The sequence below is a fragment of the Pseudonocardia sp. 73-21 genome, assembly GCF_001899645.1.
GTDB lineage: Bacteria > Actinomycetota > Actinomycetes > Mycobacteriales > Pseudonocardiaceae > Pseudonocardia.
On the sequence record NZ_MKVV01000016.1, the window covers coordinates 1 to 15,947 of the forward strand.

The following is a 15,947-nucleotide window of genomic DNA, read 5'->3' on the forward strand; positions in this document are numbered from 1 at the left end:
AGCGTGCTCGCGCAGGCAGCCGACACCGTCAGCACCGGCGAGGCCGTCGTCTTCTGGATCCTCGGCCCCGTGGCCCTGCTCGGGGCGCTGGGCATGGTGTTCGCCCGCAACGCGGTGCACTCGGCGCTGATGCTGGTGCTCACGATGCTCTCGCTGGGCGCGCTGTACATGGTGCAGCAGGCGCCGTTCCTCGGCTTCGTGCAGATCATCGTCTACACCGGCGCCGTGATGATGCTGTTCCTGTTCGTGCTGATGCTCGTCGGCCGGGACAGCTCCGACTCGGTGGTCGAGGTGCTCCGCGGCCAACGGCTCACCGGGCTGCTGCTGGGCCTCGCGCTCGCGGTGCTGCTGGTGGCCGCCGTCGGTCGCACGCTCGTCAACGTCTCCTCGGTCGGCCTGGCCGGCGGCAACGCGGGCTCGGGCGCGAACGTCAGCGGGCTCGGAGCGCTGGTGTTCACCAAGTACCTGTTCGCGTTCGAGCTCACCTCGGCGCTGCTGATCACCGCGGCGCTCGGGGCGATGGTGCTGGCCTACTCGCAGTCCCGCGCCCACGACAAGCGCGGCCAGCGCGCCACCGTCACCGCGCGGTTGCGCGGCGAGCACGACCGCATCTCCCCGCTGCCCGGCCCGGGCGTGTTCGCCACCGGCAACTCGGTGGCCGTGCCCGCCCTGCTGCCCGACGGTTCGGTCGCCCCGGAGTCGGTCTCGGCGATCATCGACTCCACCCCGGTGGAGGCGTTCGACGCGCCCCATCCAGGTGTGTCTCAGTCCGACGCGCACGCCCTCACGGGCGGGCGCAAGGCCCTTCCCGCCGCTGACCCCTCCGCCGAGACCGAGGACGCCCGGTGACACCCACCTACTATCTGCTGCTCTCGGCGCTGCTGTTCTCCATCGGCGCCGTCGGCGTGCTGGTGCGGCGCAACGCCATCGTCGTGTTCATGTGCATCGAGCTGATGCTCAACTCGGTGAACCTGACGCTCGTGACGTTCGCCCGCATCAACGGCGCCCTCGACGGCCAGGTCATCGCGTTCTTCGTGATGGTCGTGGCGGCCGCGGAGGTCGTGGTCGGCCTCGCGATCATCATGTCGATCTTCCGCACCCGCCGGACCGCGTCGGTCGACGACGCGAACCTGCTGAAGTACTGAGACCAAGGAGTGCTCCCCGTGCTCAGCCCCGCCTGTTCTGAGGTGACCTCGTGACGGAACTGCCCACCGTCGAGGTCGCCTCCGGCATCACGTCGCTCGCCTGGCTGCTGTTCGTGTTGCCCGCCGCCGGCTCCCTGATCCTGTTCGTCGCCGGTCGCCGGGCCAACACCTGGGGCCACTGGCTCGGGGTGCTCACCGTCGTCGCGTCGTTCGCGCTCGGCCTGGCGATCTTCTTCCAGACGATCGGGATGTCCGCCGACCAGCGCACCACCGAGGTGCACCTGTTCGACTGGATCGCCGTGGCCGGCCTGAAAGTCGACTTCGGACTGCGGCTCGACCCCCTGTCGCTGACGTTCGTCCTGCTGATCACGGGTGTCGGGTCCCTGATCCACATCTACTCGGTCGGCTACATGAGCCACGATCCCGGCCGACGCCGGTTCTTCGCGCAGCTCAACCTGTTCGTCGCCGCGATGCTGATCCTGGTGCTGGGCAACAACTTCGTGATGCTCTACCTCGGCTGGGAGGGTGTGGGTCTCGCGTCCTACCTGCTGATCGGCTTCTACCAGGACCGCCCGTCCGCGGCCACGGCCGCCAAGAAGGCGTTCCTGATGAACCGCGTCGGTGACGTCGGGCTGGCGCTGGCGATCTTCCTGCTCTGGACCAACCTCGGCACGGTCCAGTACACGGACGTCTTCGAGCGGATCGGGCAGGTTTCGCCCGGCACGGTCGTCGCGATCACGGTGCTGCTGCTGCTCGGCGCGTGCGGCAAGTCGGGCCAGTTCCCGCTGCAGGCCTGGCTGCCCGACGCGATGGAGGGCCCCACGCCCGTCTCGGCGCTGATCCACGCGGCGACGATGGTCACCGCGGGCGTCTACCTCATCGCGCGCACCAACCCGATCTACAACCTGACCGAGTCGGGCCGGCTCGTCGTCGCGCTGATCGGCACGATCACCCTGCTCATCGGCGCGATCATCGGCTGCGCGTACGACGACATCAAGAAGGTGCTCGCGTACTCCACGGTCAGCCAGATCGGCTACATGATCCTCGCCGTCGGGCTGGGCCCCATCGGCTACGCGCTGGGCATCGCCCACCTGCTGGCCCACGGCTTCTTCAAGGCCGGGCTGTTCCTCGGGGCCGGCTCGGTCATGCACGCGATGGACGACAACGTCGACATGCGCCGCTACGGCGGCCTCTGGCGGAAGATGCCCATCACGTTCGTGACCTTCGGGCTCGGCTACCTCGCGCTGATCGGCTTCCCGTTCCTGTCGGGCTACTTCACCAAGGACGCGATCATCGAGGCCGCGTTCACCGCGCCGGGCTGGCAGGGCTGGGTGTTCGGCCTCACGGCGTCGGTCGCGGCGGGCCTCACCGCGTTCTACATGACCCGCCTGATGATCATGACGTTCTTCGGCGAGAAGCGCTGGGAGGAGCTCGAGACCTCCGACGGCGGGCACTACCACCCGCACGAGTCGCCGCTGTCGATGACGGTCCCGATGATCATCCTGGCGTTCGGCTCCGTGCTCGCGGGCTTCCTGCTCACCAACGGCAAGGCGCTGGCCACCTGGCTTGCCCCGTCGCTGGGTGAGCTGCGGGAGGCCGAGGGGGGCGCGCTGCCCCACTCGGTCACGCCGTGGCTGGTGCTCGCGCTCTCCGCGCTGGGTGTGCTGGTGGCCTACCTGGTGGTCGGGCGCAGGCCCACCCCGGTGGAGCGCCCGGAGCGCGTCTCGCTACCGGTGCGAGCGGCGCGGCGCGACCTCTACGCCAACGCCATCAACGAGGCCGTCATCGCCCGCCCGGGCACCTGGCTCTCGCGGTTCCTGGTGTTCGTGGACAACCGCGGCGTCGACGGGGTCGTCAACGGCACGGCCGCGCTGTTCGGGGGCAGCTCGGGCCGGCTGCGAAGGCTGCAGACGGGCTTCGTCCGCTCCTACGCCCTGTCGATGCTCGGCGGCACGGTCCTGGTGGCCGCGGCCCTGCTGGTGGTGCGGTTCTCGTGACGACCGGAGGAAGTGTGCTTCTCCTGATCCTGCTGCTGCTCCCGCTCGTCGGGGCGGCGGTGGTGGCGCCGATGAAGAACAACGCGCGCACGGCCAAGCTGGTGGCGCTGGGGTTCTCCCTGGTGTCGCTGGTGCTCACGATCGTCACCTGGTTCTCCTACTCGGTGGCGGCCGCGTCGAGCGGCACGCGCTTCCAGCTCGAGCTCTCGGTGGACTGGATCCCCGCGTTCGGCACCCACTTCGCGCTCGGCATCGACGGCATCGCGCTGGTGATGCTGGCGCTGATCGCGGTGCTGGTGCCGATCGTCATGGCGTTCTCGTGGGAGGAGAGGATCCCGGAGGGCCGCTCCGCGGCCGGGTTCTACTCGCTGATCCTCGCCACGCAGTCGCTGCTCGTCGGGGTCTTCGCGGCCACCGACGTGTTCCTGTTCTACGTCTTCTTCGAGGCCATGCTGGTCCCGATGTACTTCATGATCGGCCGCTTCGGCGGGCCGCGCCGGCAGTACGCGGCCGTGAAGTTCTTCCTGTACTCGCTGCTCGGCGGCCTGATCATGCTCGCGGCGGTGATCGGGCTGTTCGTGGTCAGCGGTGAGCAGCTGGGCTCGGGCACGTTCACGTGGGTCGACCTGCAGCGCATGGCGGCGAGCGTCCCGGAGTCCACGCAGATCTGGCTGTTCCTCGGGTTCTTCCTCGCCTTCGCGATCAAGGCACCGCTGGTGCCGTTCCACACCTGGCTGCCCGACGCCGGTGCGGAGGCGCCCGTCGGCGCCGGCGTGCTTCTCGTCGGCGTGCTGGACAAGGTCGGCACGTTCGGTTTCCTGCGCTACTGCCTGCCGCTGTTCCCGTTCGCGTCGAAGACGCTGGCGCCGCTGGTGCTCACGCTCGCCGTCATCGGCATCCTGTACGGCGCGCTGCTGGCCGTCGGGCAGACCGACCTGAAGCGGTTCGTCTCCTACACCTCGATCGCCCACTTCGGGTTCATCGCGCTGGGGATCTTCTCGTTCTCCTCGCAGGCGTTCGCCGGGGCCACGCTCTACATGGTCAACCACGGCATCTCCACGGGGATGCTGTTCATCGTGGTCGGCCTGCTGATCACGCGCGGCGGCTCGCGGCTCATCGGCGACTACGGAGGCGTGTCGACGGTGGCCCCGCTGCTCGCGGGCGCGTTCCTCGTCGCCGGCCTCTCGTCGCTGGCGCTGCCCGGCACCAACTCGTTCGTCAGCGAGTTCCTGGTTCTGCTGGGCTCCTACCCGCGCCAGCCGGTCTACACGATCCTGGCCACGGTCGGCATCATCTTCGCGGCGCTCTACGTGCTGTGGGTCTACCAGCGCACGATGCAGGGCCCGCTGCGCGGCTCGGCGGTGCTGGGCGCCCTGGACACCGTCGGGGGGCCGGGCACCATGCTCGACCCGGCGCTGTCGGCCAAGAGGAGTTCCGGTTTCCCGGACCTCGGCAGGCGTGAGATCGCGGTGCTGACCCCGCTGATCGTGCTGATCCTGGTGCTCGGGTTCTTCCCCGGCCCGGTGCTGGACGTCATCACCCCGTCGGTGGTGGCCACCATGAACGAAGTGGGTCTTGCCGACCCGGTGGGGGGTCTGTCCCAGTGAGCATCTTGGCCCAGCAGGCGCAGCTGACCGCGCCGCCCATCGACTACGGCGCCGTCGCCCCGTTGCTGATCATCCTCGGCGCCGCGTGCGTCGCCGTGCTGATCGAGGCGTTCCTGCCCCGCCACCAGCGCTGGCCCGCCCAGGTCGTGCTCTCGATCGTGGCCCTGGTCGCCGCCGGGCTCGCGCTGGCCCTGTACGCGGGCAACAGCGGGCCCGAGGGCATCACCACGATCTCCGACGCACTCGCCGTCGATCGACCCACGCTGTTCCTGTGGGGCACGCTGCTCGCGCTGGGGCTCGGCAGCATCCTGCTGATCGCCGACCGGTCCGTGGAGCCCGGTGGGGCGTTCCTCGCCTCCGCCGCGTCCCGGGCCGCCGTCGGCGGCGGTGGCGGTGGGGTGGCCACCGGCGGCGGGGTGGGCGGGGGAGACCCGGATCCCGACCGCGGCTACGGCTCGCCCGACCAGGCGCCCACGATGCAGACCGAGGTCTTCCCGTTCACCCTGTTCGCGCTGGCCGGGATGATGACGTTCTGCGCCGCCAACGACCTGCTGACGATGTTCATCGCCCTCGAGGTGCTGTCGCTGCCGCTGTACCTGATGTGCGGCCTCGCGCGTCGGCGCCGGCTGCTGTCGCAGGAGGCGGCGGTCAAGTACTTCCTGCTCGGGGCGTTCGCGTCGGCGTTCTTCCTCTACGGCCTCGCCCTGCTCTACGGCTACGCGGGTTCGGTGCGGTTCTCCGAGATCGCGGCGGCGTCGGCCGGCTCGCAGAAGTCCGACGCGCTGCTGCTGGGCGGGCTCGGGCTGCTCGTCGTCGGGCTGATGTTCAAGGCCTCGGTCGGCCCGTTCCACACGTGGACGCCCGACGTCTACCAGGGCGCGCCCACACCCGTCACGGCGTTCATGGGGGCCTGCACGAAGGTCGCGGCGTTCGGCGGCATCCTGCGGGTGCTCTACGTGGCCTTCGGCGACACCCGCTGGGAGTGGCGCGGGGTGCTGTGGGCCGTCGCGATCGCGTCGATGGTGATCGGCGCCGTGATCGGACTCACACAGACCGACGTCAAGCGGATGATCGCCTACTCGTCGGTGGCACACGCCGGGTTCCTGCTTCTGGGTGCGATGTCCATCACGGCGGCGGGCACCTCGGGCACGCTGTTCTATCTGCTGGCCTACGGCTTCACGACGCTCGCGGTCTTCGGCGTCATCTCGCTGGTGCGCGGTCCCGACGGCGAGGCCACCCACCTCTCGCAGTGGGCCGGGCTCGCGAAGCGGTCGCCCGTCGTGGCGGCGGTGATGTCATTCCTGCTCCTCGCCCTCGCCGGGATCCCACTGACCAGCGGTTTCACCGCCAAGTTCGCGGTGTTCTCGGCCGCGTCCGCCGACGGGATGGTGCCGCTGGTGGTGATCGCGCTGATCGCCAGCGCCGTCGCCGCGTTCTTCTACGTCCGCGTCATCGTGCTCATGTACTTCAGCGAGCCCGCGCCCGACGGCCCCACCGTCACGGTGCCCGGCGCGTTCACCACGGCCGCCATCACGCTCGGTGTGCTCGTCACCCTGCTGCTCGGGATCGTCCCGACCCTGGCCCTGGGCTGGGCCGGCGCCGGAACCTTCGTAGGCTGATGGGGTGTCGAGCAACGCGATAGCGGGAGTCGAGGTCGGCGACCCGGCCCTGGCGGCGGCCACGGAGGCCGGTCTGGCCCAGGTCGAGGAGCTGTTGCACCGCGAGGTGTACAGCGACTACCAGTTCGTCAACGAGACGGCGTTGCACCTGATCGATGCGGGCGGCAAGCGGTTCCGGCCGCTGTTCACGCTGCTGGCGGCGCACTTCGGGCCGCGGCCGGACTCCGACGACGTGATCATCGCCTCCGCCGTGGTGGAGCTGATCCACCTGGCCACGCTCTACCACGACGACGTCATGGACTCCGCCACCATGCGTCGCGGCGCGGAGAGCGCGAACGCCCGCTGGGACAACTCGGTCGCGATCCTGACGGGCGACTTCCTGTTCGCCCACGCGTCCCGGCTCGTGGCCGACCTGGGTCCGGACGCCGTGCGGATCATCGCCGAGACCTTCGCCGAGCTGGTCACGGGGCAGATGCGGGAGACCCGCGGCCCGCGGCCCGGCGAGGACCCGGTGGAGCACTACCTGAGGGTGATCTACGAGAAGACCGGCTCGCTCATCGCCACGTCGGGCCGCTTCGGCGGGATGTTCTCCGGCTGCCCGCCCGAGCACATCGCGTCGCTGCAGCGCTTCGGCGTGATCTTCGGCACCGCGTTCCAGGTGGCCGACGACGTGATCGACATCGCGTCGCCGTCGGGCAGCTCGGGCAAGACGCCGGGTACGGACCTGCGCGAGGGCGTCCAGACCCTGCCGATGCTCTACGCGCTGCAGGAGACCGGCCCGGACGCCGACCGCCTGCGCGTGCTGCTGGCCCGCCCCATCACCGACGACGGTGAGGTGGAGGAGGCGCTGGCCCTGCTCCGCGCCGGCAAGGGCCTGGTCCGTGCCAAGGAGTTCCTGTCCGAGCAGGCGGCGGAGGCCCGCTCCGAGCTGGCGAAGCTCCCGGCCTGCCCGGCGTCCGACGCCCTGGACGCCCTCACGACCTACGCGATCGACCGCACGGGCTGAGAGTCACCCTGACCACCCCGCGAGTCGGGGGCCCGATGTCCGCGAGTCGGGGCCTGAGTGCGTGCGAGTCGGGCTGTCCGTGCGTCCGGCCCGTCGCACCGGGACCGCGACTCGGTCGCACGGAGACCCCGACTCGTGGGGTCAGGGGGTGGTGAGCGCCGGTTCCGGGGTGGGGCGGCCGGCGCGGTGGGCGCGGACCAGGTCCACCGTGAACACCACGAGGGCCAGCCAGACCAGGGCGAAGCCGATCCAGCGGGTGGCCGGCATGTCCTCGTGCACCACGAACACGCCCCACACGAACTGCAGGATCGGGTTGAGGTACATCAGCACGCCGATCGTGCTCAGCGGCACGCGCCGGGCGGCCACGCCGTAGAGCAGCAGCGGCACCGCGGTGACCGGTCCGGCCGCGATCAGGAGCAGCAAGTGGGCCGGGCCGTGGTCGACCATGGTGCCGCCGCCCGCCACCTGGAACCAGACGATCACTGCGGCCGCGATCGGGCCGATCACCAGCCCCTCGGCGGTGACGCTCGCGGTGGCCGACAACGGAACCGTGCGCTTGATCAGCCCGTAGGTGCCGAACGACGTGGCCAGGGTCAGGGCGATCCACGGCGGTCTGCCGTTCTCGACCGCGATCACCACCACCGCCAGCAGGCCCAGCGCCACGGCGGCCCACTGCACGCGCCGCAACCTCTCCCGCAGCACCACCACCCCGAGCAGCACGCTGATCAGCGGGCTCATGAAGTAGCCGAGCGCAGCCTCGACGACCTGCCCGGCGAACACGGCGTAGATGTAGAGGCCCCAGTTCACGGTGATCAGCGCCCCGGCGGCCGCCACCATCGCCCAGCCCCGGGTGCTCAGCGCGCGCAGCTCGGGCCAGCCCCGCACCAGCGAGAGGACGACGATCATCAGCACCGCGGTCCAGGCGATGCGGTGGGCCAGGATCTCCACCGGCACGCCGGGCGCCAGCAGCGGCCAGAACGCCGGGAAGAGTCCCCACATCGCGTAGGCGCCGACGGCCGCGCCCACGCCCCGCCCGTCCAGCCTCGTCGCCGTCACCGGTCCATGAGAACACCGGCACGGCCCGACCGCTCACGTGACGCCGGACACCCCGCCCCGGCCGCCCCGCGCCCGTGATCGTGATCGCCCGCACGTGGCCGCCCGCTGGGAGGCGCTGAGGTGCGGCGGGCGGCGATCTCCGGTGTCGAGGCAGGGGTCGTGCGCGGATATCCGTGCGGGAACACTGTTATCCGCGCACGGGCGGCGGAGCCGCGCCCGCCGCCGCCGCGATGATCGCCGCCACCACCACCGGGCGTTCCGCGTCGTCCCGGGCCGCGTCGATCTGGACCGCCCCGGCGGGGAGGGTCAGGCCGGCCAGGGGGTCGGGCACGGCCCAGCCCTTGCCCACCGCGTCGTAGGCCAGGGCGATCGGGAGGACGGCGGGGTTGCCGCCCGGGTCGGGGCGGTGTGCGCGGACGGGCAGCGTCTCCGTCAGCAGGGTGGGCCAGGTCTGGTCGTCGCCGTCGGGGAGCGGGTTCTCGCCGAAGCGGTGCAGGTGGTCCAGGCGCCCTGCGAGCCAGCGGCTGACGGCGCCCGCGAGCTCGCTGGTGAGGCGGGGCCCGCTCGGGTCGCGCTCGGTCCACACCGGCGCCCCGCTGTCGCGGACGAGGTACTCGCGGCTGGTGGTGTCCGTGCCGCAGGCCAGGAACACCGGGATGCCGGTGAGGCGGCCCTGCGGCAGCGCGACGTCGGGCAGGTCGCCGTGCAGCAGCACCGCGCCCGCCCACCGTTCCGGGTGCTCGAGCAGCAGCGCCGCGGCCAGCGTCGCGCCCTCGGAGAACCCGACGAGGACGACGGGGCGGTCGGGATCGCCCTCCTTGTCGAGCCAGGTGAGGAACCAGTCCATCGTCGCGGTCAGGTCGCCCCAGGTGTAGCCGCCGGGCTCCTCGACGGGCCCGCGGACGGCCGCGTAGGCCGGTCCGAAGGGCAGGTTGGGGGCCAGGGCGACCATCGAGTTCTCGGTGGCCCCGCGCCCGTGCAGCAGCACGATGAGGGGCGTCGACGGGTTCTCGGGGCCACCGATCTCGATCGGCTGCCCACCCCACCGGGCGACGACGGGCGCGTCCAGCATCAGCGCACCGTAGCGGTGGGGACGCGCCGCCGGGTCGATCGTCTCGCGCTGAGACGAGCGGCCCTGTTCAAGTCGTTACCGCGTCGTGATCACACCGTGACGCGGGTCCGTGACCTTGTCCGATGATCGCATCGACACGGGGAGCAACCGTGGTGGATCTGCCGCTGTCGCCGTCCCGTGCCGGGTGGTGGGCCGCCCTCGTGGTGGTGCCGCTCGCTCTCGCCGGTGTGGCCCTGGCCTGGCCGGGGGTGCCGGGCCCTCCCGCCGTCCCCGTCCCCGTCACGGCCCCGGTCGCCGCCGGTGTCGCGCCCACCGCGCCGGCTCCGACGGTGGCTGCGGGGACCGCCGCCGCGTCCCGGCAGCGCGTGGCCGCCGCCCTCTCGTCGGTGCCGCCGCCCGTGTTCGCGGCCGACAGCGCCGTGCTCTCGGACGCCTCGCGGGCCGCCGTGGCCCGGGTCGCGGCCGTGCTCAGCGCCAACCCGTCCGTCGCGGTGTCGGTGGCGGGCTACTGCGCCGACACCCCGGGCCCGGCCGACGTGGCGCAGCGGCTCTCGGAGCAGCGGGCGGCCGTGGTGGCCGACGCGCTGGTGGCCGCGGGGATCGCCCGCGACCGCCTGACCACGGTCGGCCGGGGCGACACCGCTCCGCTCGCCACCCCGGCCGCCAGCAGGCGTGTCGAGATCCGGGTCGCGTAGGAGGGACGGCATGGTGGCGTGGTTCTTCGTGCAGGTCTGGGTGCTGTGTCTGGTGGCGTTCCTGCTGGGTGCGGCGGTGACCTGGATCGTGTTCGTGCGGCCGATGCGGCGCGCCCGCGGGTCGGAGGTGACCGACTGGCCGGAGCTGCCGGCCTGGCCCACCGTCCGTCCGCCCGCCGAGCCGCCGGCCCGGGTGGAACCGGAACCCGACCCGGAACCCGACCCGGGACCGGTCACCGATCCCGCCCTCTCGGCGCTCGACGCCACCGGACGCCGGGTGGTGGCCGGGCCCGGAGCAGCGGCCGTCGACGCCCTCGACCGGCTCGGAGTGGTGCCCCCGATCCCCGGACAGTCCGCGGGTCCGCCCGCGCGGGCGCCCGACATCCCGGCGCAGTCCGGCCCGGCCGACCGCTGAGACGACGGAACCTCCCACGGCGCGGGGCCGGGGAGGTTCCGTGGTGGTGGGGGGTGATCAGCCGACGACGGCCCAGGTGTCGCGGCCGTTGAGCAGCGCCTGCAGGTCGGGAGTGCGGGTCTCGCGCTCGTGGTTGACCTGCGCGCGGGTGGCGTCGTCGTAGGTGGTGCGCGCGACGTCGCGGAAGATGCCCGTGACCGTGTGGGTCAGGTCCTGGTCCGACAGCCGCGACAGCGCGAACGCGAGGTTGAGGTCGGCCTGGTCGTGCACCACGATGTCGGCCTCGTCGACCTCGTCGGTCTTCGCGACGCGCAGCCCGAACCCGTCCCGGACGACGGCGTAGGCGCCCTCGGTGCCGAAGCGGATCGGCTCACCGTGCCGGACGTCGATGACGCGGGTGTCGGCGTCGTCGCCCTTGCGCAGGACGTCGAAGGACCCGTCGTTGAAGATCGGGCAGTCCTGGAAGATCTCCACCAGTGCCGACCCGCGGTGCGCGGCCGCGGCACCGAGGACCGCGGTGAGGCCCTTGCGGTCACTGTCCAGGGCCCGCCCGACGAACGTGGCCTCGGCCCCGAGCGCGAGCGAGATCGGGTTGAAGGGGTGGTCGATCGAGCCGAAGGGGGTGGACTTGGTGATCTTCCCCTCTTCGGACGTGGGCGAGTACTGGCCCTTGGTGAGCCCGTAGATCCGGTTGTTGAACAGCAGGATCTTGAGGTTCACGTTGCGGCGCAACGCGTGGATCAGGTGGTTGCCGCCGATCGAGAGCGCGTCGCCGTCACCGGTGACGACCCACACCGACAGGTCCGGCCGCGTGACGGCCAGGCCGGTGGCGATGGTCGGGGCGCGCCCGTGGATGGAGTGCATCCCGTAGGTGTTGAGGTAGTACGGGAACCGCGAGCTGCAGCCGATGCCCGACACGAACACCGTGTTCTCACGCCTGATGCCCAGCGTGGGGAGGAACTGCCGCACGGCGGCGAGCACGGCGTAGTCGCCGCAGCCCGGGCACCAGCGCACCTCCTGGTCGGAGGTGAAGTCCTTGGCGGTCTGCTTGTCGGTGGTCGTGGGGACCCCGTCGAGTCCCCCGATCGTCGGGAGACCCAGATCCAGCGCGGTCATGCATGCACTCCAGACAGGTAGCTCAGGAAGAGATCCTGCAGTTCCTCGGCCTTGAACGGCAACCCGGTGACGTTGGTGTAGCTCTGCGCGTCGACGAGGTACTTCGCGCGCAGCAGCATCACCAGCTGCCCGAGGTTCATCTCGGGAACCAGCACCTTGTCGTAACGCCCCAGCACCTCGCCGAGGTTGGCCGGCATCGGGTTGAGGTGGCGCAGATGGGCGGTGGCGACCTTGTGCCCCAACGCCCGCACGCGTCGTGCGCCGGCGCCGATGGGGCCGTAGGTGGAGCCCCAGCCGATCACCAGCAGGTCGGCGTCACCCGAGGGGTCGTCGACCTCGATGTCCGGGACCGTGATCCCGTCGATCTTCGCCGCGCGCAGCCGGACCATGCGGTCGTGGTTGGCGGGGTCGTAGGAGATCGAGCCGCGGCCGTCGGCCTTCTCCAGCCCGCCGATGCGGTGCTCCAGGCCCTTGGTGCCCGGCACGGCCCACGGACGGGCGAGCGTGTCGTCGTCGCGCAGGTAGGGCCAGAACTCGCCGGACCCGTCGGGGGCGTTGGGCTCGGTGGCGAAGTTCGGGTCGACCGGGGCCAGCGTGGTGGCGTCGGGGACCTTCCACGGCTCGGACCCGTTGGCCAGCGAGCCGTCCGAGAGCAGCAGGACCGGCGTGCGGTAGGTGACCGCGATGCGCACGGCCTCCAGCGCGGCGTCGAAGCAGTCACCCGGCGACTGCGGGGCCACGACCGGCACCGGCGCCTCGCCGTTGCGGCCGAACATGGCCTGCAGCAGGTCGGCCTGCTCGGTCTTGGTGGGCAGGCCCGTGGACGGCCCGCCGCGCTGCACGTCGATGATCAGCAGCGGCAGCTCCAGGGCCACCGCGAGGCCGATCGTCTCCGACTTCAGCGCCACACCCGGGCCGGACGTGGTGGTGACGCCCAGCGCGCCACCGAAGGACGCCCCGAGCGCGGAGCCGATGCCGGAGATCTCGTCCTCGGCCTGGAACGTCGTGACGTTGAACGACTTGTGCTTCGAGAGCTCGTGCAGGATGTCCGACGCCGGGGTGATCGGGTACGAGCCGAGGAACACCGGGAGCCCGGTGGTCTGCCCGGCCGCCACGATCCCGTAGGCGAGCGCCGTGTTGCCGGTGATCTGGCGGTAGGTGCCGGCGGGCAGCGGGGCGGGCTTCACCTCGTAGGTGACGGCGAACGCCTCGGTGGTCTCGCCGTAGGCGTGGCCGGCGCGGAAGGCCAGGATGTTGGCCTCGGCCAGGTCGGGGCGCCGCGCGAACTTCTCGCGCAGGAACCGCTCCGTGCCCTCGCTGGGCCGGTGGTACATCCACGACAGCAGGCCCAGGGCGAACATGTTCTTCGCCCGCTCGGCGTCCTTCTTCGACAGCCCCGTCTCCGCCAGCGCACCCATCGTGAGGGTGGCCATGGCGACCTCGTGCACCTGGTACTGCTCCAGCGACTCGTCCTCGAGCGGGTTCGCCGCGTACCCGACCTTGGTCAGGTTGCGCTTGGTGAACTCGTCGGTGTTGACGATCAGCACGCCGCCCGCGGGCAGGTCGGCGATGTTGGCCTTCAGCGCGGCCGGGTTCATCGCCACCAGCACGTCGGGGCGGTCACCGGGCGTCAGGATGTCGTAGTTCGCGAAGTGCAGCTGGAACGACGAGACGCCCGGCAGGGTGCCGGCAGGCGCCCGGATCTCCGCGGGGAAGTTGGGCAGCGTGGAGAGGTCGTTGCCGAACGCGGCGGTCTCGGAGGTGAACCGGTCACCCGTGAGCTGCATGCCGTCACCCGAGTCACCCGCGAAACGGATGACGACGCGGTCCTTCTGCACGACCTCGGGCTGGTCGACGGCGGTGTCGGTGGTGGTCATGTCGAGGTCGGTCCCACTTCCGGTGCGGTGACGGGCTGCAGAGCGCTCTCCGGCGAGGTTAACTCCCGGTGGGAGCGATCGTCGCCTGACCCTGGCAGATCTCACAGCACCGGATTCCGGTGGGAGGAACGTCAGCGGCTGCTGCTGATCCGCTGCTGGAGCGCGGCGAGCCGCTGCTTGAAGTCGTCGGAGCGCACCGACTCTGCCTGCGCCCGCACCTCGACGGTGACGGCCTCGGCGCGCGACGTCATCCCCGCGGTCAGCTGCAGCGTCGCCTTGGTGGCGACGGCGAGCTCGCGGTTCGCGGCGGCGGCGCGGCCCGCCAGCTCCAGCGCGGCCGCCACGACGTCGTCGGCCACCCGGTGCACGAGCCCGATCCGCTCCGCCTCCGCGGCGTCGACGGCCTCCCCGAACAGGCTCATCGCCGCGGCGCCCTGCGGGCCCAGCACGCGGTTGATCATCCAGGTGTAGCCGCCGCCGGGGTGCAGCCCGAGCTGCAGGAACCGGGTGTCGAACTTCGCCCGCGGGCCGGCCAGGCGCAGGTCGGCGGCCAGCGCGAGGTTCAGCCCGGCGCCCACGGCGGCGCCGTTGACGGCGGCGATGGTGGGCAGCGGGCAGTCGGCGATCGCGAGGAATCCGGAGTAGACGCGGCGCAGCGTGGCCGGGTCGGCGGTCGCGAGCTCGGAGAGGTCGCCACCCGCGCAGAACGCCGGGTCCTCCCCGGTGACGACGATCGCGCCCACGCCGTCGTCGGCGACGGCGGCGGCCACGGCGGCCACGAGCTTCTCCGACAGCTCCAGGTCCATCGCGTTGCGCCGCGACGGGTTGGACAGGGTGAGGACCGCTACCCGGTCCTCGATCTCAGTGCGGACGTCTGTGGCCATGGGGGCATCCTGCCCGGGACGGGGCCTCCGCGTCGTGTCGCACCGGTCACGCCGGACGTCGGCCCCACGCCGAGACCAGCGGTGACGTGGCCAGGTCGAGGCGGCCGGCGTCGACGGCGGCCAGGTGCGCCCCGATCTCGTCGGCCGTGGCCAGTCCGGCGTCGAGCAGCCGGTCGCGGATCTGCAGGACGGTGGCCCGTTCCAGCACGGCGCAGGCGGGTCCGGTGATCGGGAAGAACGCGTCGGCCGCGACCTCCACCAGCCCCGCCTCACGGAGCCGCCGGGGCAGGGTGCGGCCGTAGGCGAGGTCCACCCCGCGTCCGGCCATCAGCGTGCGGAAGCCGGTCTTGAGCCGGTTGGCGAGCGCCTGCTCGGGCCCGGCCTCGTCGGGGCAGACCAGCGGCTGCAGGGCCGGGTCGGCCTCCTCGAGCAGCAGCCATCCACCGGGTCGCAGCGCTGCCACCAGCGACGCGAGCACGTGGTCGCGTTCGGGCAGGTGCACCAGCACCAGCCGGGCATGCACGACGTCGAAGGGGCCGTCCGGCGCCGGGTCGGCCGCGACGTCGTGGGTGCGGACCTCGCACCCGGCGAGCCCGCGCAGCCACCGGGTGTCGATGTCGGTGGCCAGCACGTGCCCGGACGGGCCGACGCGCCCGGCCAACCACGCCGGCACGCTCGGGCCGCCCGCGCCGACCTCCCACACCCGGCTCCCCGCACCGAGGCCGAGACGGTCCAGGTGCCGGAAGGTGACCGGATCGAACAGCTCCGCGAAGGCGCCGAACCGCGCGCCGGCCTCGGTCCGGGCGTTGTCGAGCAGGTACTCGTTCACGGTCTCGGCCCGGCGAACGCCGCCAGCTGGCCGGCGAACGCGTCCAACGCGGCGACGGCGGCGTCGCTGTCCCGGTCCACCAGCCACGCGAGCGTCACGCCGTCGGTCACGACGATGAACATGCGCGCGAGCTGCTCCACCGGCAGCGTCCACGTCACACCGCACCCCTCGGCGATCTCCTCGAGCGTCTCCCGGGCGGTGCGGTGGTAGGCCGCGTACTGCTGTTCCGCGACGCCGGAGAGTCCCGGGTCGTTCAGGGCGTGCTGGGTCAGCGCCATGAGCACCGACTCACGCCCGGGGTCGTCCTCGACGGTCTGCCAGTAGAACCCCAGCGTCACGCGCAGCGACTCGGCCACGGTGGGGCGGATGTGCGTGCCGTCGGCACGGGCGGCGGTCAGCGCGTCCAGGGTCTGGGTGGTGAGCTCGTCGAGCAGCTCCTGCTTGGACGCGAAGCAGTAGTGGAACGAGGCCAGCGGCGCTCCGGCCTCGATGCAGATCGCCCGGGTCGTGGCCCTGGCGAACCCGTCGCGGCCGATGACGCGGAACGCCGCCGCCACCAGCTGCCGGCGACGGTCCTCGGCGGACACCCGCGCCATGAAACCTCCCTACTGGGTCAACCGTCCAAGACG

15 protein-coding genes are annotated in these 15,947 nt (G+C 71.9%); 8 read left to right on the plus strand and 7 right to left on the minus strand.

The window, feature by feature from the left end; genetic code table 11:
- Nucleotides 1-3: 3 nt before the first annotated feature.
- The 6 genes from BGP03_RS03050 to BGP03_RS03075 all read left to right on the plus strand — a co-directional run bounded on the left by BGP03_RS03050 (nt 4) and on the right by BGP03_RS03075 (nt 7,374).
- Entirely contained in the window at nt 4-849 is an 846-nt protein-coding gene (locus tag BGP03_RS03050; protein ID WP_299735467.1) for an NADH-quinone oxidoreductase subunit J, read from the plus strand.
- Complete coding sequence (gene nuoK, locus BGP03_RS03055; RefSeq protein WP_292853682.1) at nt 846-1,145, plus strand: NADH-quinone oxidoreductase subunit NuoK; 300 nt, start codon at nt 846-848, stop codon at nt 1,143-1,145. Before BGP03_RS03050 ends, nuoK begins: the two co-directional genes overlap by 4 nt.
- An 86-nt stretch (nt 1,146-1,231) precedes the next feature.
- Entirely contained in the window at nt 1,232-3,142 is a 1,911-nt protein-coding gene (gene nuoL / locus BGP03_RS03060) for an NADH-quinone oxidoreductase subunit L (protein ID WP_296366674.1), read from the plus strand.
- A 14-nt stretch (nt 3,143-3,156) separates the two neighbouring features.
- Nucleotides 3,157-4,749 carry an NADH-quinone oxidoreductase subunit M gene (locus BGP03_RS03065; RefSeq protein ID WP_292853678.1) on the plus strand — a complete coding sequence of 531 codons (1,593 nt, stop codon included), beginning with the start codon at nt 3,157-3,159 and terminating at the stop codon, nt 4,747-4,749.
- Nucleotides 4,746-6,368: an NADH-quinone oxidoreductase subunit NuoN gene (gene nuoN, locus BGP03_RS03070; protein ID WP_292853676.1), complete on the plus strand. Its 1,623-nt coding sequence runs from the start codon at nt 4,746-4,748 to the stop codon at nt 6,366-6,368. Before BGP03_RS03065 ends, nuoN begins: the two co-directional genes overlap by 4 nt.
- A 4-nt stretch (nt 6,369-6,372) precedes the next feature.
- The gene (locus BGP03_RS03075) at nt 6,373-7,374 is read left to right on the plus strand and encodes a polyprenyl synthetase family protein (protein ID WP_292853674.1); all 1,002 of its coding nucleotides are present in this window, start codon (nt 6,373-6,375) and stop codon (nt 7,372-7,374) included.
- Between the two features lie 141 nt (nt 7,375-7,515).
- Here the strand turns inward: BGP03_RS03075 and rarD are convergent, their stop codons facing one another.
- Both rarD and BGP03_RS03085 read right to left on the minus strand, forming a co-directional pair.
- Nucleotides 7,516-8,430 (minus strand): EamA family transporter RarD, encoded by a 915-nt coding sequence (gene rarD, locus BGP03_RS03080; RefSeq protein WP_292853672.1) that lies wholly within the window; start codon nt 8,428-8,430, stop codon nt 7,516-7,518.
- Between the two features lie 187 nt (nt 8,431-8,617).
- Nucleotides 8,618-9,502, minus strand: a complete 885-nt coding sequence (locus tag BGP03_RS03085) for an alpha/beta fold hydrolase (protein WP_298800277.1) — start codon at nt 9,500-9,502, stop codon at nt 8,618-8,620.
- Between the two features lie 149 nt (nt 9,503-9,651).
- Here BGP03_RS03085 and BGP03_RS03090 point away from each other — a divergent pair, with 149 nt between their 5' ends.
- Both BGP03_RS03090 and BGP03_RS03095 read left to right on the plus strand, forming a co-directional pair.
- Complete coding sequence (locus BGP03_RS03090) at nt 9,652-10,197, plus strand: OmpA family protein (protein WP_296369446.1); 546 nt, start codon at nt 9,652-9,654, stop codon at nt 10,195-10,197.
- A 10-nt stretch (nt 10,198-10,207) separates the two neighbouring features.
- On the plus strand, nt 10,208-10,612 hold the full coding sequence (locus BGP03_RS03095) for a hypothetical protein (RefSeq protein WP_298800278.1): 405 nt from the start codon (nt 10,208-10,210) through the stop codon (nt 10,610-10,612).
- 57 nt (nt 10,613-10,669) lie between these two features.
- Here BGP03_RS03095 and BGP03_RS03100 read toward each other — a convergent pair whose 3' ends face one another.
- From BGP03_RS03100 to BGP03_RS03120, 5 genes are all read right to left on the minus strand, one after another.
- The gene (locus BGP03_RS03100) at nt 10,670-11,728 is read right to left on the minus strand and encodes a 2-oxoacid:ferredoxin oxidoreductase subunit beta (protein WP_296369449.1); all 1,059 of its coding nucleotides are present in this window, start codon (nt 11,726-11,728) and stop codon (nt 10,670-10,672) included.
- Nucleotides 11,725-13,605: a 2-oxoacid:acceptor oxidoreductase subunit alpha gene (locus tag BGP03_RS03105; RefSeq protein ID WP_298800279.1), complete on the minus strand. Its 1,881-nt coding sequence runs from the start codon at nt 13,603-13,605 to the stop codon at nt 11,725-11,727. The genes BGP03_RS03100 and BGP03_RS03105 overlap by 4 nt, the downstream gene beginning before the upstream one ends.
- Nucleotides 13,606-13,736: 131 nt before the next feature.
- On the minus strand, nt 13,737-14,489 hold the full coding sequence (locus tag BGP03_RS03110) for an enoyl-CoA hydratase (RefSeq protein WP_296369453.1): 753 nt from the start codon (nt 14,487-14,489) through the stop codon (nt 13,737-13,739).
- 46 nt (nt 14,490-14,535) lie between these two features.
- On the minus strand, nt 14,536-15,318 hold the full coding sequence (locus BGP03_RS03115) for a methyltransferase domain-containing protein (protein WP_296369455.1): 783 nt from the start codon (nt 15,316-15,318) through the stop codon (nt 14,536-14,538).
- Nucleotides 15,315-15,914, minus strand: a complete 600-nt coding sequence (locus BGP03_RS03120; RefSeq protein WP_296369457.1) for a TetR family transcriptional regulator — start codon at nt 15,912-15,914, stop codon at nt 15,315-15,317. Before BGP03_RS03120 ends, BGP03_RS03115 begins: the two co-directional genes overlap by 4 nt.
- Between the last annotated feature and the right edge of the window lie 33 nt (nt 15,915-15,947).

Coding starts and splice junctions, on each gene's coding strand:
- BGP03_RS03100 (WP_296369449.1), bottom strand. CDS start 11,728: ATGACCGCGCTGGATCTGGGTCTCCCGACGATCGGGGGACTCGACGGG.
- BGP03_RS03120 (WP_296369457.1), bottom strand. CDS start 15,914: ATGGCGCGGGTGTCCGCCGAGGACCGTCGCCGGCAGCTGGTGGCGGCG.
- BGP03_RS03105 (WP_298800279.1), bottom strand. CDS start 13,605: ATGACCACCACCGACACCGCCGTCGACCAGCCCGAGGTCGTGCAGAAG.
- BGP03_RS03085 (WP_298800277.1), bottom strand. CDS start 9,502: ATGCTGGACGCGCCCGTCGTCGCCCGGTGGGGTGGGCAGCCGATCGAG.
- BGP03_RS03110 (WP_296369453.1), bottom strand. CDS start 14,489: ATGGCCACAGACGTCCGCACTGAGATCGAGGACCGGGTAGCGGTCCTC.
- BGP03_RS03095 (WP_298800278.1), top strand. CDS start 10,208: ATGGTGGCGTGGTTCTTCGTGCAGGTCTGGGTGCTGTGTCTGGTGGCG.